Below are 17,242 nucleotides of genomic sequence, written 5' to 3' on the forward strand. Positions count from 1 at the left end.
CCTCCGATTTAATTATCAAACTGAGCGAGGTACTCCCATCGCTCCATCTTGTCATTTATTTTAACATCTAAATCGTCTTTTTTCTCTTGCAATTCTGCTAATTTGCCATAATCACTGCCATCAGTCGTCTGCATTTCCTTACCAACTGCCTCTTTCTCAGCTTCGAGTTTATCAATATCACTTTCGATATGACTATATTCCTGTTGTTCAGAGTAGGTTAGTTTGACTTTTTCTTTTGGTTTTTCAGTGTTAGCTTCATTAGTCTTTTGCTCCGCCTTAGCTTTTTTTCGCTCATTTGATTGGGCTTTAGTTTCTTGCTTAGCCTCAGCAAGGTAGTCGGTAAATCGCCCTCGCCGTTCCACAATTTGAGTATTACCCTTGAAAATCAGTAATCTATCGGCAACCTTATCAAGGAAATATCGATCATGGGAAACAGTGATTACAGTCCCGTTAAAACCACTAATGTAATTTTCCAAAACGGTCAGTGTTGCAATATCCAAATCGTTTGACGGCTCATCAAGTAACAGCACATTTGGCTGTTGCATCAACAATTTCAAGAGATATAACCGTCGTTTCTCACCGCCTGACAGCTTTCTAATGAGAGTTCCGTGCATAAATTTAGGGAACAGGAATTGTTCAAGAAGTTCAGTAACACTGATTTTATCCCCGTCTTTATTGGTGACTTGTTGACCAACGTCGCTCAAGTATGCGATTACCCGCTTATCCTCGTCAATTGGTTCTGTCGTCTGAGTATAATAAGCCATCTTAACTGTTTCGCCAATTTTAACGATCCCAGAGTCCAACGGCAAACGACCAGCAATTACATTAAGCAAACTAGTTTTACCAGCCCCGTTTTCACCACTAATTCCAATACGTTCATTCCCCTGAATCAAAATAGAAAAATCTTTGAGGATTTGTTTATTACCAACTTTAAGATTGGCATCTTTCAACGAGATAACGTCTTTTCCAAGCCGACTCTGGCCAAGTGAAATGTTGACGTTTTCTTCTAACTGAAGGCTATCTACATTTTCCTTTAGCTCATTAAAACGATTGATTCTAGCTTGTTGTTTCGTCGACCGAGCTTTAGCCCCAGTCTTCATCCATGCTAATTCGGATTTATACAATTGATTAGTCTTATGTTGAGCGGCAATCTCACCCTCAACTCGAGTTGCTTTCTGAGCAACGTAACTTTGATAGTTACCCTCATACTCGTATAACTTGCCAAACGATAATTCGAAAATCTTATTAGCCACCTGGTCGAGAAAATACCGGTCATGGGTAACAAGCATGATGGCTCCCTTATATGACGCTAAGTATTTTTCAAGCCATTCGATTGAATCAAAGTCCAAATGGTTAGTAGGCTCGTCAAGTAACAGCAAGTCTGGTGATTCAATCAAGACTTGAGCTAAGCCAACTCTGCGCTTCTGCCCTCCAGATAGTTCGCCAACCTTTTTATCGTAATCAAACAACTTGAGTTGAGTCAAAATTGTTTTGACGTCGTTTTGGACATTCCAAGCATCGTCCTCATTCATCTTAGCTTCCGCTTTTTCATAACGTTTGATTGCTTGCTCATCAGTTGGATTCTCTGAATAATCGTTCAAAGCATTTTCATAATTTTTAATGGTTCGGTAGATAGTTTGGGAACCAGAAAATACTGCGTCCATAATTGATAAACTATCGTCCAATTCAGGATCCTGAGTTAAATATGATATTTGATAGGCTTTTGAGGTTTCAATATCACCGGTAAAATCATGATCATGGTTAGAAATCGCATTCAGTAAGGAGGTCTTTCCAGCTCCGTTTGTTCCGATCAAACCAATCCTATCTTGCTCATTGATAATAAAACTTAGGTTATCAAATAGGGTTTTCTCGCCATATGTTTTAGCTAAGTTAGTAACTCGCATTGTTTCCATGATTAATCAATCCTCTTCTTAATGGCAATTGCCAGTTGTTTCAAACTATCTGAATCATTATGGACCTCATTATTTACCACCGCGGTTTCTAGTCCATTTAAAATCGTCCCTAAATTAGGCCCTGGTGTCGTTATTTTATTAGCAATTATATCCTTAGCTCCAAATGCTAACTCCTTCTTCGACTTGATTTGTAAATCAGAATACCTGGCAGTAAGTGATTCTCCCTCAAGTGATAGGCCTACTTGCTTGAGTAGCTGATTGGCATTAGCCACATTTTCCTTACCAGCCAAATAAAGGTCAAAGTTCTCAATTGAGTTTGATTGCACCTGTTTTAAAACTCGAACAGTTGCCGCCACGTCTTCAATCATCTTGTTGGAAGTCTTCCAATCTCGAAGTAGTTTTTTAAGTTCGCTTTCAGCCAGGTCAAAACAAAACCCAATAACTGACCAGACTTGTTCTTCATTTTGAAGATTTAAATCAATAGTTGTCAGAGCTTTTAAATCCTCAATGTGGTCTGCAAAATGGGGAACGTGTTCTGCCATTCCGGAATCGATCATTTCGGAAATTCCAGCTGAAGGACGACGCCCCAACATCATCTTAACGAACTCGACGTTGATTCTTTCCACGGCAATTTTAGCTAATAATGAACTATTATCGTTGATTCCAACAAGAGTATGAGGTTCGACATCAAAATCAAGTTGACTAGAAAACCTTACCGCTCTCATCATTCGCAATGCGTCTTCATTGAACCGTTCTTCAGGAACCCCGACTGCCCGAATTAGTCTGTGATTCATATCGTCAATTCCCGAAAACAAATCAAAGATTTCACCCTTTTCGTCTAGGGCTAATGCGTTAATTGTAAAATCGCGCCGCTTTAAATCCTCTTTTAGCGATCGCACAAAGGTAACATGGTCTGGACGACGATAGTCCTGATAAGTAGATTCAGTTCGAAAGGTGGTTACTTCATAGCCATTTCCGTGATCGAGAATCATCACCGTTCCATGCTGAATTCCAGTATCAACTGTTTTTTTGAATAATGATTTTACTTCTTCCGGAAAAGCACTGGTGGCAATATCAACATCATGAATTGGGCGACCAAGAATCGTATCTCGAACTGAGCCACCGACAAAGTAGGCCTCAAATCCGGCCGCTTCAATCGTTCTTAGAATTGGAAGTGCATCTATAAATTCCTTTGGAAAGTTTTGAATTTTCACGTTTTTCGCCGCCGTTTATAAAAGTTTTTTCTCCTAAACTATCTTAACAGAATCCATGAGGATAAAAAAGATGGACACGGCACTTGTTTAATTGGTAGTATAATTCGGTTAGGACACAAACTTGGGGGAATTACATGGCAACGAATAAAGAATCATTTAAAGACAAAATAAGCGCATTTGATTTAATTGTGATTGCACTTGGTGCAGCAATATATTCATTTGGAATCGTTTATTTTAACATTTACAACAAGCTCGCTGATGGTGGATTAACCGGGGTTACGTTGATTATTAGGGCCCTATTTCACTTTGACCCTGCTTATTCGACAATTTTGATCAATATTCCATTATTTGCCATTGGCTACAGGTTACTTGGAAAAAAAGATATGATTTATACTTTGTACGGAACAATCGTCCTGTCTGTTTTTCTTTGGATTTGGCAACGAGTTCCCATTGTCATTAATATTCATCATGATCTCCTGCTTGCCTCGATTGGAGCCGGATTATTCGGCGGTTTTGGCTGTGGCCTCGTTTATCGTTACGGTGGGACTACCGGTGGAGTTGATATCATCGCCCGACTATTTGAGCGATTCAAGGGAGTTCAAATGGGCCAATCCCTATTATCAATTGATGTTATCGTACTGTTATCGTCGTTGATTTATCTTGATTTAAGACAAATGGCTTACACTTTGATTTATGTTTGGATATTTTCCGTCATCGTGAACTACACTATGCAAGGAGCATACACCGGTCGAGGAATTCTAATCATCAGTAACTATCCTGATGAAATTGCTCAAACCTTAATGGATGAATTAAGCCGCGGAGTGACTTTTCTAAACGCTGAGGGTGGGTATTCACACAACGAAAAGAAAGTTGTTTACTGTGTGGTTTCTCCAAACGAACTGCATAAATTAAAACAAATCGTGACCGCAATCGATGAGCAGGCGTTTGTTTCGATTCTCAACGTTAACGAAGCCATTGGTGAAGGTTTCACCTATAAAAAGCCCAAAAAATTCAAATTATTACCATAAATAAAACGGAACCGACCTCGTTAGAGATCGATTCCGTTTTTAAATGGTAAATTCATCTGGATCATTAGGAATTTGAACTGAAACACCATCCATTAAGCTACTAAGTTCCGAAGGTGATAACAGTTTACCAACTTTCCTTACCTTACCATCAATAGCTACTCCAATTGAGTTTGCTGATTCCTTTATCAATTCAGGAATTATATCGGCGTTTTTGTTATCAGCCTTAACCACATCAAGACTGTGATTTTTGAGTAACCGATTATTTTGCAGCGTCATTATTTTTCGTTCATCGGCATTTTCAACTTCATCGAGGTGTAGACCCATTATGGTCTCAAAAGCGTGAAGCCTGGATGACTGATAGTCTTTGGGTACGTACTCTATGATTGTTGTCATTACAGTAGCCTCCTAGTCTAAAAGCCTTCTGAATCCTCATCATACATATTCTGCATTTCAAAATCATCAGGAAGTAAATTAAGGTATTTATTCAGCAATTCAAGTTCTTTATCCCGATTACCGTTTTCGCGATAAAAGAAAATCGCATCTTTTAAGTAGTTTGTATCATCACCCAGTTCACGTTCAGCTGCGCCAAAGGCAGTCGCAGCCCCTTTAATATCTCCATTTGCCTTTCGAGACAAAGCAAGATTGTATTCCAAATGAGCATCCTCAAAGCTTTGCTCAGCAATTGGCTTTAGAAGCTCAATGTTCTCATCGTGCTTGCCGTTGACAATGTACCAATCTGACAATGACGACATGATTGAAATATCTTCAGGATTAGTTTCGTGGGCCTTTTGAAGGTATTCACCCACGAGTTCCTCATTCCCAGTCTTAGCGGCAATCTCACTAGCTTTTCGCCACATTTCTTCGTTATACTGATCAACCGCCAGTCCCTCTTGAATTGCGATTAAGGCTATATCAAACTGATTAAGTTCTACATGGGCATCTGCAAGATATGGATACAGTGAACTATATTGAGAATCGGTCTCCTTTAGTTCTTCAAACTCGGTAATCGCCTTTTCATATTCACCAAGACTAAAATAAGTAAATCCAAGTTCAAATCTCACATCAGGACTCATGTTGATTGGTTTAATTTGTTCCAAGTATCCGAGCGCCTGTTCAAACTTACCAGTTTCTGCGTATGAAACCCCTAACCGTTCAACTAGGTTTACAGCAGACATTTCAAGGGTACCCTCTTTGATCAACTCAAGATAAATGTTAATGGCTTTTCTAAAGCTACGCGTGTTGAAATAGAATTCAGCCAAGGCAAACTTGATGACGTCCTCTTCAGGAGCCAAGAATTGAGCCTCTATCAACTTTTGATCACTTATCTCAAACATACCTTGAGTCTGATACAAATCGGCTGAGACAAGCAAAGAACGGACATATTCGTCTGAATTAGAAGAAATCTCAGATAATAGGTTCAATGCTTTATCGTCATCATCGTTATCAATGGCTAGTTCAGCTAGATTGATTTTTAGCCCATCATCATCTGGATATTTTTTTAATAATTGTTCGTAAATCTGTTTTGAATTTTCGCTGAATCCAAGTGAATACAGCTCCTCAGCCAATGAGTATAGCATATCATCGGAATCGCTTTTAAGAGCCGCTTTGAAAATTTTGTTGAATTCATCGATTTGCCCTCGTTCAAGAGCATCTAGTGCTTGGGTTGAATAATCCATAATTACCTCCATGAAAACAAAAAAGCCAGCCGACAAAAGTCGATCTGACTTAACAGATGAATACTATTTTACAGCATCCTTAAGTGCTTTACCAGGTTTGAAAGCTGGTACTTTACTTGCTGGAATTTGGATTTCTTGACCAGTTTGTGGGTTACGACCCTTACGAGCAGCACGTTGACGTACTTCGAAGTTACCAAAACCAATCAATTGAACCTTGTCCCCTTTAGCTAAGCTAGCTTGGATTGAATCAAATACTGCATCCACAGCTGCTGTAGCGTCTTTTTTAGTTAACCCAGTCTCAGTTGCGACTGAAGCTACTAATTCTGCCTTGTTTGCCATGTGTGGATTCACCTCCCTCGAAAATAGGTATGTAAAACATCACAAACCCGATTCCCTTAAGAATCCGAATTGCTGAAATAACGCCTTTTGAACATCATTTCTTTTTAAAGATAGCATAAGAATACCGTCATTGCAATGTTTTTAACCTTTAAATTGGTGAAAACGCCTATTTTAAAGCAATCGTTATAAAGTAAAAGGGTTAACTACTTCCTATTTCTCTTAATTATCCGAACTGGGGTTCCAGAGAAATCAAAGTGTTCTCTAATTTGATTTTCCAAGAATCGTTGATAAGAGAAATGCATCAATTCAGGATCGTTTACAAACACAATAAAAGTTGGTGGCCCAACAGCCACTTGCGTTGCATAGTAGACCCGAAGCCGCTTAGAATTAACGGTTGGCGTTGGGTGAATACTAATAGCGTCCATAATAACGTCATTAAGCGCTGATGATTGAACCCGTCGCTTATGATTTTCATTAACCCGTTTAATTAGTGCAGGTAGTTGTTCAACCCGCTGACCGGTTTTGGCGGATATGAAAATAATTGGAGCATAGTCAAGATACTTAAAACCATTTCGAATGAAGTTTTCAAAATCAGTCTGGGTATGATTGTCCTTCTTGAGGGTATCCCATTTGTTGACAACAATAATAACCGCCTTACCAGCCTCATGAGCATATCCAGCCACTCGCTTATCTTGTTCTCGAATTCCCTCTTCGGCGTTGATTACAAACAATGAAACATCACTTTGATCAATGGCTTTCATCGCCCTCATGACACTGTATTTTTCAGTGTTTTCATAGACTTTACCACGTTTCCTGATTCCAGCAGTATCCACCATTGTGAATTTTGTGCCATCACTCTCAAAACGAGTATCAATTGCATCACGGGTGGTTCCAGCAATATCTGAAACAATAACCCGATCCTCACCAAGTAAGGCGTTAACAATTGATGACTTACCGACATTTGGACGACCAATCAAACTAAATCTAATATCATCGTTTTCTTCAACTTCATCTTCAACTGGGAAGTTTTCAATCACCTTATCGAGTAAATCACCGAGTCCTAAACCATGAACTCCAGATATTGGAATTGGATCACCGAAACCAAGTGAATAGAAATCAAAAATGTTATTGCGACTTTCTGGATTGTCAACTTTGTTAACAGCAAGCACAATTGGTTTGTCGCTACGGTATAAAATTTGAGCAACAGTTTCATCGTCAGCTGTTAGTCCAGCCTTACCATCAACGATGAAGACAATTACATCAGCTTCTTCAATTGCAATTTCCGCCTGACTCCTAATTTGAGCCGTAAATGGGGCATCACCAATCTGAATTCCTCCAGTGTCGATCATTGCAAATTTGTTAGCAAGCCACTCCCCGTGTGAATAAATCCGATCACGAGTAACTCCAGGGGTGTCTTCAACAATTGAGATTCTATCTCCCGCAACCCGGTTGAAAATAGTTGATTTGCCGACGTTTGGTCGGCCAATAAATGCAACAGTTGGTAAACTCATTTAGTTACCTCCTTTTTACGAAATAAAAAGATTACCCCATAACAAGGATAATCTTTTTAATCTTGTTAATATTTATAATTAATCTTCAGAATCGTCAGAATTCTTTAACTCGTTCCCAATAAGGTCACCTAAAGTGAAACCAGTTTCTTCTTCAGGGGCATTTTGAGTTGAGTTATCGTTAACTGGTTTGTTGTTACGAGCCTTTTGTGGCTTGTCTTCACCAGCTGGCTTTTCAGTCAATGCCTTAATTGAAAGTGCAAGGCGCTTTCTTTCTGGATCAACATCAATAACCTTAACTTGAACTTTTTCGCCAGACTTAAGAACGTCTGCTGGAGTATCAATATGCTCATGAGAGATTTGAGAAATATGAACAAGTCCCTCAACACCTGGGAATACTTCAACAAATGCACCAAAATCAGTCAAGCGTTTAACAGTTCCTTCAAGAACGCTGCCTGCTGGAGCTTTACTTTCAATGTCGTCCCATGGTTCAGGAAGGGTTTGTTTGATTGATAATGAGATTCTGTTCTTGTCAAAGTCTACTGAAAGAACTTTAACCTTAACATCTTGACCAACCTCAAGTACGTCTGAAGGCTTATCAACACGTTCAAATGAAATTTGGGAAACGTGGACTAAGCCATCGATTCCACCAAGGTCAACGAATGCACCGAAGTTAGTTAAACGGGCAACTTTACCTTCGACAACGTCTCCTTCATGAAGATTTTCCATCAATTCTTCACGCTTAGCAGCCTTTTGGGTTTCAAGTACTGCACGGTGTGAAAGAATAAGACGATTTGAAACTGGATCGATTTCAACAATCTTTAATTCAAGCTCTTGTCCCTTGAATTGGTTAAGATTTTCCACGAAACGATCTGATGCCATTGAGGCAGGAATGAAGCCACGGACTCCACTTGCATCAACAACTAGTCCACCACGAACTACTTGAGAAACCTTAGCGGTTACAGTTTCACCATTCTTTTCTTTTTCAGCTAATTCATCCCAAACCTTACGGGCTTCAAGACGACGGGCTGAAAGAAGGTAGCTTCCGCCTTCTTTATCGTTACCGATTCTTGAGGTAACAACAAGTTGTAACTTGTCGCCAGCCTTAATATCGTCAACGTTTTGGTCAGATGCAAGTTCACGTTGAGGAACAACTCCTTCAACACCTGTATCTTCGATTCCGACGATCAATTGTTGATCATCATCCTTTGTAAGGACTTCGGCGGTAACAACGTCACCAACCTTAACCTCACTGACGCTATTTAATGCGTCTAGTAAGTCTTTATTTTCATTACTAGTGTTCTCACTCATCAAACAATTCCTCCTTGAAACAACTCTAAACTTTATTTTATCGTAAACTGACGCGTAATGCTAGTCTAATGACAATTTAGTTGTTTCCCTGCGATATTACGCAAGCACTTTATTAATATTTTTAGCAATTTCTTCGACAACTTCATTAATCGATAACGAGGTTGTATCAATCTCTACAGCATCTTCCGCCTTAGTCAGTGGCGAAATCTTGCGGTGAGAATCTTTATAATCACGCGCCTCAATCTCTAATCTTAATTCATCCAGTGGAGTATTGATACCCTTTTGAATATTTTCTTTATATCTTCTTTGGGCCCTTTCCTCAACACTAGCAATCAAGAATATCTTCACCTCAGCATTAGGTAGAACAGTTGTGCCAATATCACGACCATCCATTACGACACCGCCGTCTTTAGCAATCTCTTTTTGCTCGGTGCTTAACTTTGTTCTTACCGCTTGAATTGCAGCCACGGCTGAAACGGAGTTGGTGACATTTTCTTCCCTAATAGCAGTGGTGATTTCTTCTCCATCGATAAATACCTTTTGATCCGTTTCTCCCGGTTCAAATGAGATATGAGAACCATCAGCAATTGTAGCAATCTCTTCATCGTTGTCCAATGAAATGCCGTTTTTTAATACTTTATACGTGATAGCTCGGTACATTGCTCCCGTGTCCACATAAATGTAATTAAACTGCTTTGCTACTAACTTAGCAACCGTGCTCTTCCCCGCTGATGCTGGGCCGTCTATTGCGACCTGTAAACCATTTTTATGCATAAAAAATTTGTTAACCTACCATTTCGTTTATTTAACCCTTAGTTTTTGTCCTGGGTAAAGTTGTGACGCTGAAGTTAACCCGTTCATTTTCATTAGTTCCTGAACAGACAAACCATGATTAACTGCCACTCTGTATATTCCCTGACCAGCCTGTACCGTAGCATAGCTACCAGAGCCACTCATTGTAGTTGAAGAACTCGATGCAGTGCTAGATGACTGTGTAGTCGAGCTTGTTGATTGGCTACTTTGATTTCTCTGACTTGTTCCACTGCCTTGAGTACTAGTAGCCCCTCCGCCAGTGCTGGTTTGGTTTGCTGAACTATTACTGTTAGTAGAACTACTAGAGTCATTATAGCTTTGAGAATCACTATTTGAACTTTTACTTACATCTGATGACGAACTTGAGCCACTGGAATCACTATCATCATCAGAAGACGATTTTTTTTTTGAACTATCGTCGTCAGAAACTACAGTTACTGATGAATTATCGTCAGAACTTTTATTGTTCATAGCGCTTTGCTTGGCTAAACCAAACACAAGTGCCGCCACCGCGATCAAAACAATCAAGGCAACGATTATAATCGTAAGCAAGTTGTGGCTCTTATTCTCCTTACGCAATTTAACGCGGGAAAGATTACCATTCTCGTCGCGATCCTCTGAAAAGGTTTGATTCCAAGGTTCATTATCCTCAGAATGTTTTTGATCCTTTTGCCCCATCGTTTCTCCTCCTTCGATATCACTTCCATCATACAATTTTATCATCAAAGTGGCATGGATATCATTAATTTTTTTCTAAAAATAACTGGTTAAGAATATCCCGCCAACTGCTAAGTGAAGAAGCCTGACTATTTTCAACTGGTTGGGGAAGATTATCATCAATAAATAAACCCGGATTTTTCCAAAATTCAGTATCATTATCACAACAAACCGAGATTGAATCTTTCTGTTCACCAAAATAATCTAGCATTAGCTGCCGTCGACAATTAGTTGTCATCACCAACCCAAGCATCTCGTCTAATTCAACAAACCGTTTATTACGACGGTCCTTAAATATATTACGAATTGTTTGTTTGCTCTGACCACGATTCAAATAAAACTTAATCACCGAACTAATATCTGACTGGACTGAATCGACATTGTCAATGATAGCTGATAACTCAGCATCTGGAGGCACAGTTGAGTCCAACAATCCAAGCTGAATGAACCTATCATTATCTTGATAAAGGGTAATCGCTACTGACTGCTTGCCGTCGCGCCCACACCGCCCAATCTCCTGAGCATAGCTTTGAATGTTGGCTGGAATATGATAATGAATTACAAATCTAATATCCGCCTTATCTATCCCCATTCCAAATGCTGAGGTAGCACAAACAATATCACACTCATTATGCATGAATTGCTGCTGAATTCTGAACCGAGATTCATCATCTAGGCCACCATGGTAAGCAAGGACTCGGAGCCCCGTCTTACTTTTGATAAACTCCGCAATTTGCTCGGCCCGTTTCCGACTCGAAAAGTAAATCACTCCCGAGCCGGTCAACTTAGAAAGCAAATCCAAGAGGGCTTCATTCTTTTCGCTGTCATTTGGAAACTTTTTAGCAGCCATAAAAATATTTGGCCGGTCAATGGAACCAACAATAACTTTTGAATCATCCGGAACAAGATTCATTTTGTTTAAAATATCTAACCGAGTATCACGATTAGCCGTAGCCGTTAACATAAGTGTCAGCGGTTTGTTTAAATCCGTCCTAACCTTAGCAAGGTTAAGGTAATCTGGTCTAAAATCTGGGCCCCACTCTGAAATACAGTGAGCTTCGTCAATTACCATCAAACCAATCTGACACTTTTTCACCGAATCAAGAACCTCTGGGTTAGCTAACATTTCAGGTGATGAAAAAATAAAATCGTAGTGGCGTAAATTAGTTAAGACTGCTTGCCTTTCTCTATAGTCCAGGCTTGAGGTCAATGCTACCACGCGTTTAGCTCCCAGAAAGTTCATCCGTCTAACTTGATCATTCATTAGTGATATAAGCGGAGAAACAACCAAAACTGATTTATTTGATACATAACCATACATCTGATATAAAAGGGTTTTCCCGCCACCGGTTGGTAAAACAGCTAACGTGTCTCGGCCTGAAATCAACGAATTCAAAACTTCACGCTGTCCTGGTCGAAAACTATTAAACCCAAATTTGGTTTTTAAAATTGAATTTAAATCAATATCACGCTTCATTAGCACGAATCCTTTTTATCTGGAATAATCTTGCCTGCATAAACGGAACATCCGGTGCAAATTTTGAGAGATTGATAAACCTTGTCCACTCAGGATGTTGTTGAATTACCTGGTTCAAAATGTCATCATTCTTATCAGAAATCAAACGTGAAAAAATATCACTCGGCTGAGGAACGACCATTGCAGCTTCAATCAAATGTTCCTTTACAGTATTAACTTTGATATGCCTAAGATCTGCAATTCTCTCCAAACTCAGCGTTGAGTTGTTTACAAACTGGCGGTACGTCACCTCGGTACTCCCACTGATTTGAGGCTTAATCAGCCCCGAAAGGAGGGGCTTAAAAACACTATTGGGTTTATCTATAATCATTGTCACCATTGAAGCCATAACCATAAATTGGATTACTGCTATCCGTTCAGCCGATTCATTGGTTTCAATTCCAATTTGATCATTAGTGTGGCCACTGACCTCATGACCGACAAAAGATTGAGCAAATATATCTGCGTATTTCTGATTCGAAAAATTATCAAGTAATGACTCTAATTCTTTATGAACTCTGGTGACAACATCATTATCCTTGTAATTGATAAACCATTTTTTAACAATATTATTATTAAAAAAGTCAATTGAACTGGGATAGTACCGATTATTATCATAACTAAATTCAGAGATTACCTGGAGCGCCAAAATAAACCGCTTTTTAAAAGTAACAACATCAAATTTACTTGCCGTTTCAATCCAGTTTAACGGTTCAAAACGGTTCCTAAGTTTATTCCGATATTCACGACCTTTTTCAGTCAAAGTGACCAGCATATCTTGATCGCTAGTAATTAAGCCAGCGGCTGTTAATGTTGAAACGGCCTCTTTGGGATCAGGAACACTAATTTCATGGAACGCACCAAAATACGGCATAATTCCCGCCGATAGCGCAAAAAAAAGGTTTGATACCGTTCGTTTACCATCTAGGCTGTTAATAATTGCCTTTAGTCTATTCGGATTTTCGGGACTACAAAATAGTAGTAACAACCTTATATCACGCACGTTTTCAACTCCATTAAAAAACCGGGAACGTAACCGTTCCCGGCAGATATTTTTACTGTCTTCTTCTAAAGGCAGGCAATAACTTATCTTTTATCAGTAAGAAAACTGATCCGACGATTATCCCTTTAATTATATTAAAGGGAACGACTCCAATCAAGACCATCTTGGTGACTGACATTCCTAACTTCATACCAATCAAGTTCATGTACATTGGTAGCACGAAAGACCAGTTAAGTAACGACATTACAATCGTGATCAACAATGCCATTGCAATTATGGTTACGATTCCCTTCATCAACTTACTCTTACTATGAAAGAATCGGTTGACTCCGTAATAGGCGTAGATTAATGTGACCGACGAAGTGAACGAGGCTACAATTCCAATTAGGTTTGGAATCGAAACACCTGTAACAACCCAGTATAGCAATGATTTTAAGGCTGCAATCGTAATCCCGGCAACTGGGCCAAAGACCACCGTACCGATTAAAATCGGCATATCACTAAAATCAATCTTCATGAATGGAACCATCGGCAAAATCGGAAATGATAAGTACATTAATATGTACGAGATTCCCGATAAAATTGATAATTCTACCGTTCTTGTTAACACCATTCTTCTACCAGTACTACTTTCCATTGAAAAAACTCCCTTATCCAATGGTTATCTACAAAAAAATCCCGACACCGAGGGCATCAGGACAATACGAAGCATTAATCTTCTACATACCAGACTTTACTGTCGGTATCGGAATTTCACCGATTCAACCGCCGAAACGGGTCGCGGACTATAACCGCCGGTCGGGAATCACACCCTGCCCTGAAGATAACCAGTTATTTTATTTCGATATTAAATATATCAATCTACTTACTAAAAGTCAATAAAAAACATTTACAATTAGTCTTTCACTGAATCGAGCAATCGCTGAACTTCATGAGGCTTTAATCTGCGGTAATCCCCTGCATTCATCCCATCAAGGGTTAAAAAGCCATAGCTTTCACGACTCAACTTTTCGACCTTATGCCCCAATGCAGCAAACATTTTTTTCACTTGATGGTTCCGACCTTCGTGAATCGTTAATGACACAATTGATGTTTTTGAGCCATCGTTATAACGAATCAATTCAGCTTTGGCTTTAGAACTCTTTTTACCGTCAAAGACAACTCCCTTTCGAAGTTGAGCAAGTTCGTTTCCCTGAACCTTGCCGGTAACTTTGGCTACGTATGTTTTATTAACCTCATATTTTGGATGAGTTAATTTATTATCTAAATCCCCATCGTTAGTTAATAGTAGTGCGCCCGAAGTGTCGTAGTCTAAACGACCGACTGGGTAAATTCTTTGATCAATATCCTTGAAGTAATCAAGTACTGTTTTGCGTTTTTTATCATCAGAAACTGATGTAATAACCCCACGAGGTTTATAGAGTAAATAGTAGACCAATTCTTCTTTTTGTAATTGAACTCCATCGACCTCGATTGTGTCCTTAGGAGTTACCTTGGTTCCAAGTTCCTTAACAACCTCATCATTAACGCGTACTCGGCCATCAGTTATCAGCTTTTCAGCTTTTCTTCTTGAAGCAACTCCTGCTTGAGCAATTGCTTTTTGTAGTCTCATTTCAGCCAATTATGATTTCTCCTTCTCAGTATCAATTTCTCGGTTAAACCTAGTCATTAGGGAATCACTGGTATTTTCGTTTAAAACCTCATCTTTTGGTAATTCAGGCAAGTCATCCTTTGACTTTAAGCCAAAATAGTCTAAGCAATAATTAGTGATGCCATAGGTCTTTGGATTTCCGACCTCCTGCTTCACTCCAGTAACTTTTAACAAACCTTGATTCAACAATCTATGAATTATTGCGGAACTATTGACCCCACGAATCTCATCAACTTCAATCCGAGTGATTGGCTCGTTATACATTACAATCGCAATTGTCTCCAATGAAGCTTGCGAAAGTGACCGGGGCTTTTGGTTAGTAATAAAATCAGCAACAACATCCTCATACTCAGACTTAGTCTTTATTCGGTATACCTCATCACTGCTAACGATTTCAGTTCCAAGATCTTTATCCGCTGATAACTTTGCTGTTAACTCATCAATGATTTGCCTACAACCAGGTTTAGTCAGTCCAGTTCTGGTTGCAATTTGAGTTAGGGAGATTCCCTCATCACCAGCTGCATATATTAATGCATGCATTCTTGCTTTATTATTTACCACTAGCGATATCCCCCTTCATAATTTCAATCGTTGAATTCATGTCCTTCTGGACTAATTTAACTTCCTGGTACTTTGCCATTTCTAGCAACGCCAAGAAATCGGTCACAACTTCCTCGGTTGCATGAGCTCTCTCAGCCAATTGCTTAAATGTGAATGAACTACTCTTTTTACCAAGCAATTTACGAATCAACTCTGTTTGACCCTCAATCGTGTATTCCCACTCATGGACAACCGTTTCCATCGGCTGATTATACCTAAACCGTTTCAACGCATCAACGTAAGCTGCCATTAAATCAAGAGAGTTAAACAATGAGGGAGCTTCAAGAATCTCTGGTGTTGCTTCAACCTCAACTGGTGGTCTCGTATAACTCTGACGTCTTTTTTCTTCAGCTGTTTTTAGAAACGGGGTAATCTGCTTATATTTTTGATATGTAATCAGTTGTTCAACTAATTCTTCCCTTGGGTCCTCAGGCTCCTCTTCAACATCTTCAGTTACCTGTGGAAGTAGCATTTTGGACTTAATAAGCATTAATTTGGCTGCCATGACGAAGTACTCACCAATAATATCCAAATTAAGCTCCTCAGCATCATAAATATATCGCATATATTGGTCGGTAATTTCAGCAATCTTAATGTCATAGATATCCATTTTAGATTGTTGAATCAAGTGTAAAAGGACTTCTAACGGCCCCTCAAAATCATTAAGGTGCAATTCTGGTTGCTTGTCACTCATTGGTTCAGCCCCTTCCAATGGTTAAATACGTTCTTCAATGAAAAGCTCGGAACAAGGGTGTGCTTTGGAAACAACTCCTGTAACTCACTAAATATCGCATCACTATTGGATAAGCTCATTGCTTGGGGAGCCAAAATAAGTTGGTGAATCGTGACCTGTTTTCCATTCAACTCAACTCCCAACACAGCCGACCAATTATTTGATTTATCCTTCCACAAATAGAGAAGACGGTTATCATCACTGCCATACCAGTTCATCTCTTGAGTGACTAAATCCATGTTGGAAAAATCAGTAATCAACGACATTAGTCCCATCGTAATTTTTTCATAATCTTTTCGGTATTGAAAAAGCGTAATAACCGCCTCCCTTCTATGCTCGTGGATGAAATTTATTATATACCTCTGTTAAATGTTTGTGGGATACATGGGTGTATATCTGGGTCGTAGAAATATCAGAGTGACCAAGCAACTCTTGAACAATCCGTAAGTCGGCTCCGTTTTCTAGCAAGTGTGTAGCAAACGAGTGGCGGAGAGTATGAACAGTAACGTGATGTTTAATTCCCGCGATTCCAGCGTCTCGCTTGATCATTTGCCAGATACTTTGACGAGTAAGATGACGCCCCCTAGAATTAAGAAAAACATAATCATTGTTAGGTTTATTAGCAATTAGCCCCGGTCTAACTTCATCCAAATATCGATTTACCCAGTCGATTGCAATATCTGAAATAGGAATTATTCGTTCCTTATCTCCCTTTCCAATCGTCTGAATCAAATGCATTGAAAGGTGAAGATCACCAATCTTCAAATTTACCAGCTCGGATACACGTAGCCCAGTTGCGTACAGCGTTTCTAAAATAGCTCGGTCACGAAGCCCAAGTGGCTTGGAAATCTCCGGCACATCAATCAACGAATTGACTTCATCGGGAGTTAAAACATCTGGTAACACCATTGCCTTTTTAGGAGTATCTATTTTTAGCATCGGATCAATTGAAATTCGATTTGTTTGAACTAAGAATGCAAAAAACTTTCGTAAACTGGAAACCATATGAATAATTGTATTGCGGGATTTTCCCTCAGATTCCATTTGTTCAAGTAAAATAAGAATATCGTACTGATCAACCTTAGTTAATTCCTTTTCCTTTGAGCCAAAAAACGTCAACGCTTCGTTGACGTCCTGCCTGTAACTTGCAATGGTATTTGCCGATAATCCACGTTCCACTCTCAAAAAATGAAGATAGTCACCTAACTCATCTTTCATAT

General features: G+C 39.3%; 18 protein-coding genes and 1 riboswitch. Of the genes, 1 reads left to right on the top strand and 17 read right to left on the bottom strand.

Features of this window, described 5'->3' with window-relative positions:
* Positions 1-8: 8 nt before the first annotated feature.
* Positions 9-1,913, bottom strand: a complete 1,905-nt coding sequence (locus QOW94_RS03375; RefSeq protein ID WP_283678762.1) for an ABC-F family ATP-binding cassette domain-containing protein — start codon at positions 1,911-1,913, stop codon at positions 9-11.
* Between the two features lie 2 nt (positions 1,914-1,915).
* A complete protein-coding gene (locus tag QOW94_RS03380) occupies positions 1,916-3,127 on the bottom strand; it encodes a CCA tRNA nucleotidyltransferase (RefSeq protein WP_283678763.1) in 1,212 nt (403 codons plus the stop codon).
* A 134-nt stretch (positions 3,128-3,261) separates the two neighbouring features.
* Here QOW94_RS03380 and QOW94_RS03385 point away from each other — a divergent pair, with 134 nt between their 5' ends.
* Positions 3,262-4,155, top strand: a complete 894-nt coding sequence (locus QOW94_RS03385; RefSeq protein ID WP_283678764.1) for a YitT family protein — start codon at positions 3,262-3,264, stop codon at positions 4,153-4,155.
* A gap of 39 nt (positions 4,156-4,194) precedes the next feature.
* Here the strand turns inward: QOW94_RS03385 and QOW94_RS03390 are convergent, their stop codons facing one another.
* From QOW94_RS03390 to xerD, 15 genes are all read right to left on the bottom strand, one after another.
* Positions 4,195-4,548 (bottom strand): hypothetical protein, encoded by a 354-nt coding sequence (locus tag QOW94_RS03390; RefSeq protein ID WP_283678765.1) that lies wholly within the window; start codon positions 4,546-4,548, stop codon positions 4,195-4,197.
* A 17-nt stretch (positions 4,549-4,565) separates the two neighbouring features.
* A complete protein-coding gene (locus QOW94_RS03395) occupies positions 4,566-5,831 on the bottom strand; it encodes a tetratricopeptide repeat protein (protein ID WP_283678766.1) in 1,266 nt (421 codons plus the stop codon).
* 63 nt (positions 5,832-5,894) lie between these two features.
* Positions 5,895-6,182 (bottom strand): non-specific DNA-binding protein Hbs, encoded by a 288-nt coding sequence (gene hbs, locus QOW94_RS03400; RefSeq protein ID WP_502867231.1) that lies wholly within the window; start codon positions 6,180-6,182, stop codon positions 5,895-5,897.
* A gap of 191 nt (positions 6,183-6,373) precedes the next feature.
* Positions 6,374-7,681: a ribosome biogenesis GTPase Der gene (gene der / locus QOW94_RS03405; protein ID WP_283678769.1), complete on the bottom strand. Its 1,308-nt coding sequence runs from the start codon at positions 7,679-7,681 to the stop codon at positions 6,374-6,376.
* A gap of 78 nt (positions 7,682-7,759) precedes the next feature.
* Positions 7,760-8,989 carry a 30S ribosomal protein S1 gene (gene rpsA, locus QOW94_RS03410; RefSeq protein WP_283678770.1) on the bottom strand — a complete coding sequence of 410 codons (1,230 nt, stop codon included), beginning with the start codon at positions 8,987-8,989 and terminating at the stop codon, positions 7,760-7,762.
* Between the two features lie 96 nt (positions 8,990-9,085).
* The gene (cmk, locus tag QOW94_RS03415; protein ID WP_283678771.1) at positions 9,086-9,763 is read right to left on the bottom strand and encodes a (d)CMP kinase; all 678 of its coding nucleotides are present in this window, start codon (positions 9,761-9,763) and stop codon (positions 9,086-9,088) included.
* A 27-nt stretch (positions 9,764-9,790) separates the two neighbouring features.
* Positions 9,791-10,480, bottom strand: coding sequence for a LysM peptidoglycan-binding domain-containing protein (locus QOW94_RS03420; protein WP_283678772.1), 690 nt, complete (start codon positions 10,478-10,480; stop codon positions 9,791-9,793).
* Positions 10,481-10,544: 64 nt separating this feature from the next.
* Complete coding sequence (locus QOW94_RS03425) at positions 10,545-11,996, bottom strand: RecQ family ATP-dependent DNA helicase (protein ID WP_283678773.1); 1,452 nt, start codon at positions 11,994-11,996, stop codon at positions 10,545-10,547.
* Positions 11,986-12,909: a helix-turn-helix domain-containing protein gene (locus QOW94_RS03430; protein ID WP_283678774.1), complete on the bottom strand. Its 924-nt coding sequence runs from the start codon at positions 12,907-12,909 to the stop codon at positions 11,986-11,988. Before QOW94_RS03430 ends, QOW94_RS03425 begins: the two co-directional genes overlap by 11 nt.
* A 181-nt stretch (positions 12,910-13,090) precedes the next feature.
* Positions 13,091-13,675, bottom strand: a complete 585-nt coding sequence (locus tag QOW94_RS03435) for an ECF transporter S component (RefSeq protein WP_283678775.1) — start codon at positions 13,673-13,675, stop codon at positions 13,091-13,093.
* A gap of 73 nt (positions 13,676-13,748) precedes the next feature.
* Positions 13,749-13,867: riboswitch (FMN riboswitch) on the bottom strand.
* Between the two features lie 66 nt (positions 13,868-13,933).
* Entirely contained in the window at positions 13,934-14,659 is a 726-nt protein-coding gene (locus QOW94_RS03440) for a pseudouridine synthase (protein ID WP_283678776.1), read from the bottom strand.
* The gene (gene scpB, locus QOW94_RS03445; protein WP_283678777.1) at positions 14,660-15,250 is read right to left on the bottom strand and encodes an SMC-Scp complex subunit ScpB; all 591 of its coding nucleotides are present in this window, start codon (positions 15,248-15,250) and stop codon (positions 14,660-14,662) included.
* Complete coding sequence (locus tag QOW94_RS03450) at positions 15,240-15,983, bottom strand: segregation and condensation protein A (protein WP_283678778.1); 744 nt, start codon at positions 15,981-15,983, stop codon at positions 15,240-15,242. Before QOW94_RS03450 ends, scpB begins: the two co-directional genes overlap by 11 nt.
* Positions 15,980-16,288: a reductase gene (locus QOW94_RS03455; protein ID WP_283678779.1), complete on the bottom strand. Its 309-nt coding sequence runs from the start codon at positions 16,286-16,288 to the stop codon at positions 15,980-15,982. Before QOW94_RS03455 ends, QOW94_RS03450 begins: the two co-directional genes overlap by 4 nt.
* A 64-nt stretch (positions 16,289-16,352) precedes the next feature.
* Positions 16,353-17,240, bottom strand: coding sequence for a site-specific tyrosine recombinase XerD (gene xerD / locus QOW94_RS03460; protein WP_283678780.1), 888 nt, complete (start codon positions 17,238-17,240; stop codon positions 16,353-16,355).
* Between the last annotated feature and the right edge of the window lie 2 nt (positions 17,241-17,242).

The organism is Lentilactobacillus sp. Marseille-Q4993 (assembly GCF_951230165.1).
In the GTDB taxonomy this organism is placed as follows: domain Bacteria; phylum Bacillota; class Bacilli; order Lactobacillales; family Lactobacillaceae; genus Lentilactobacillus.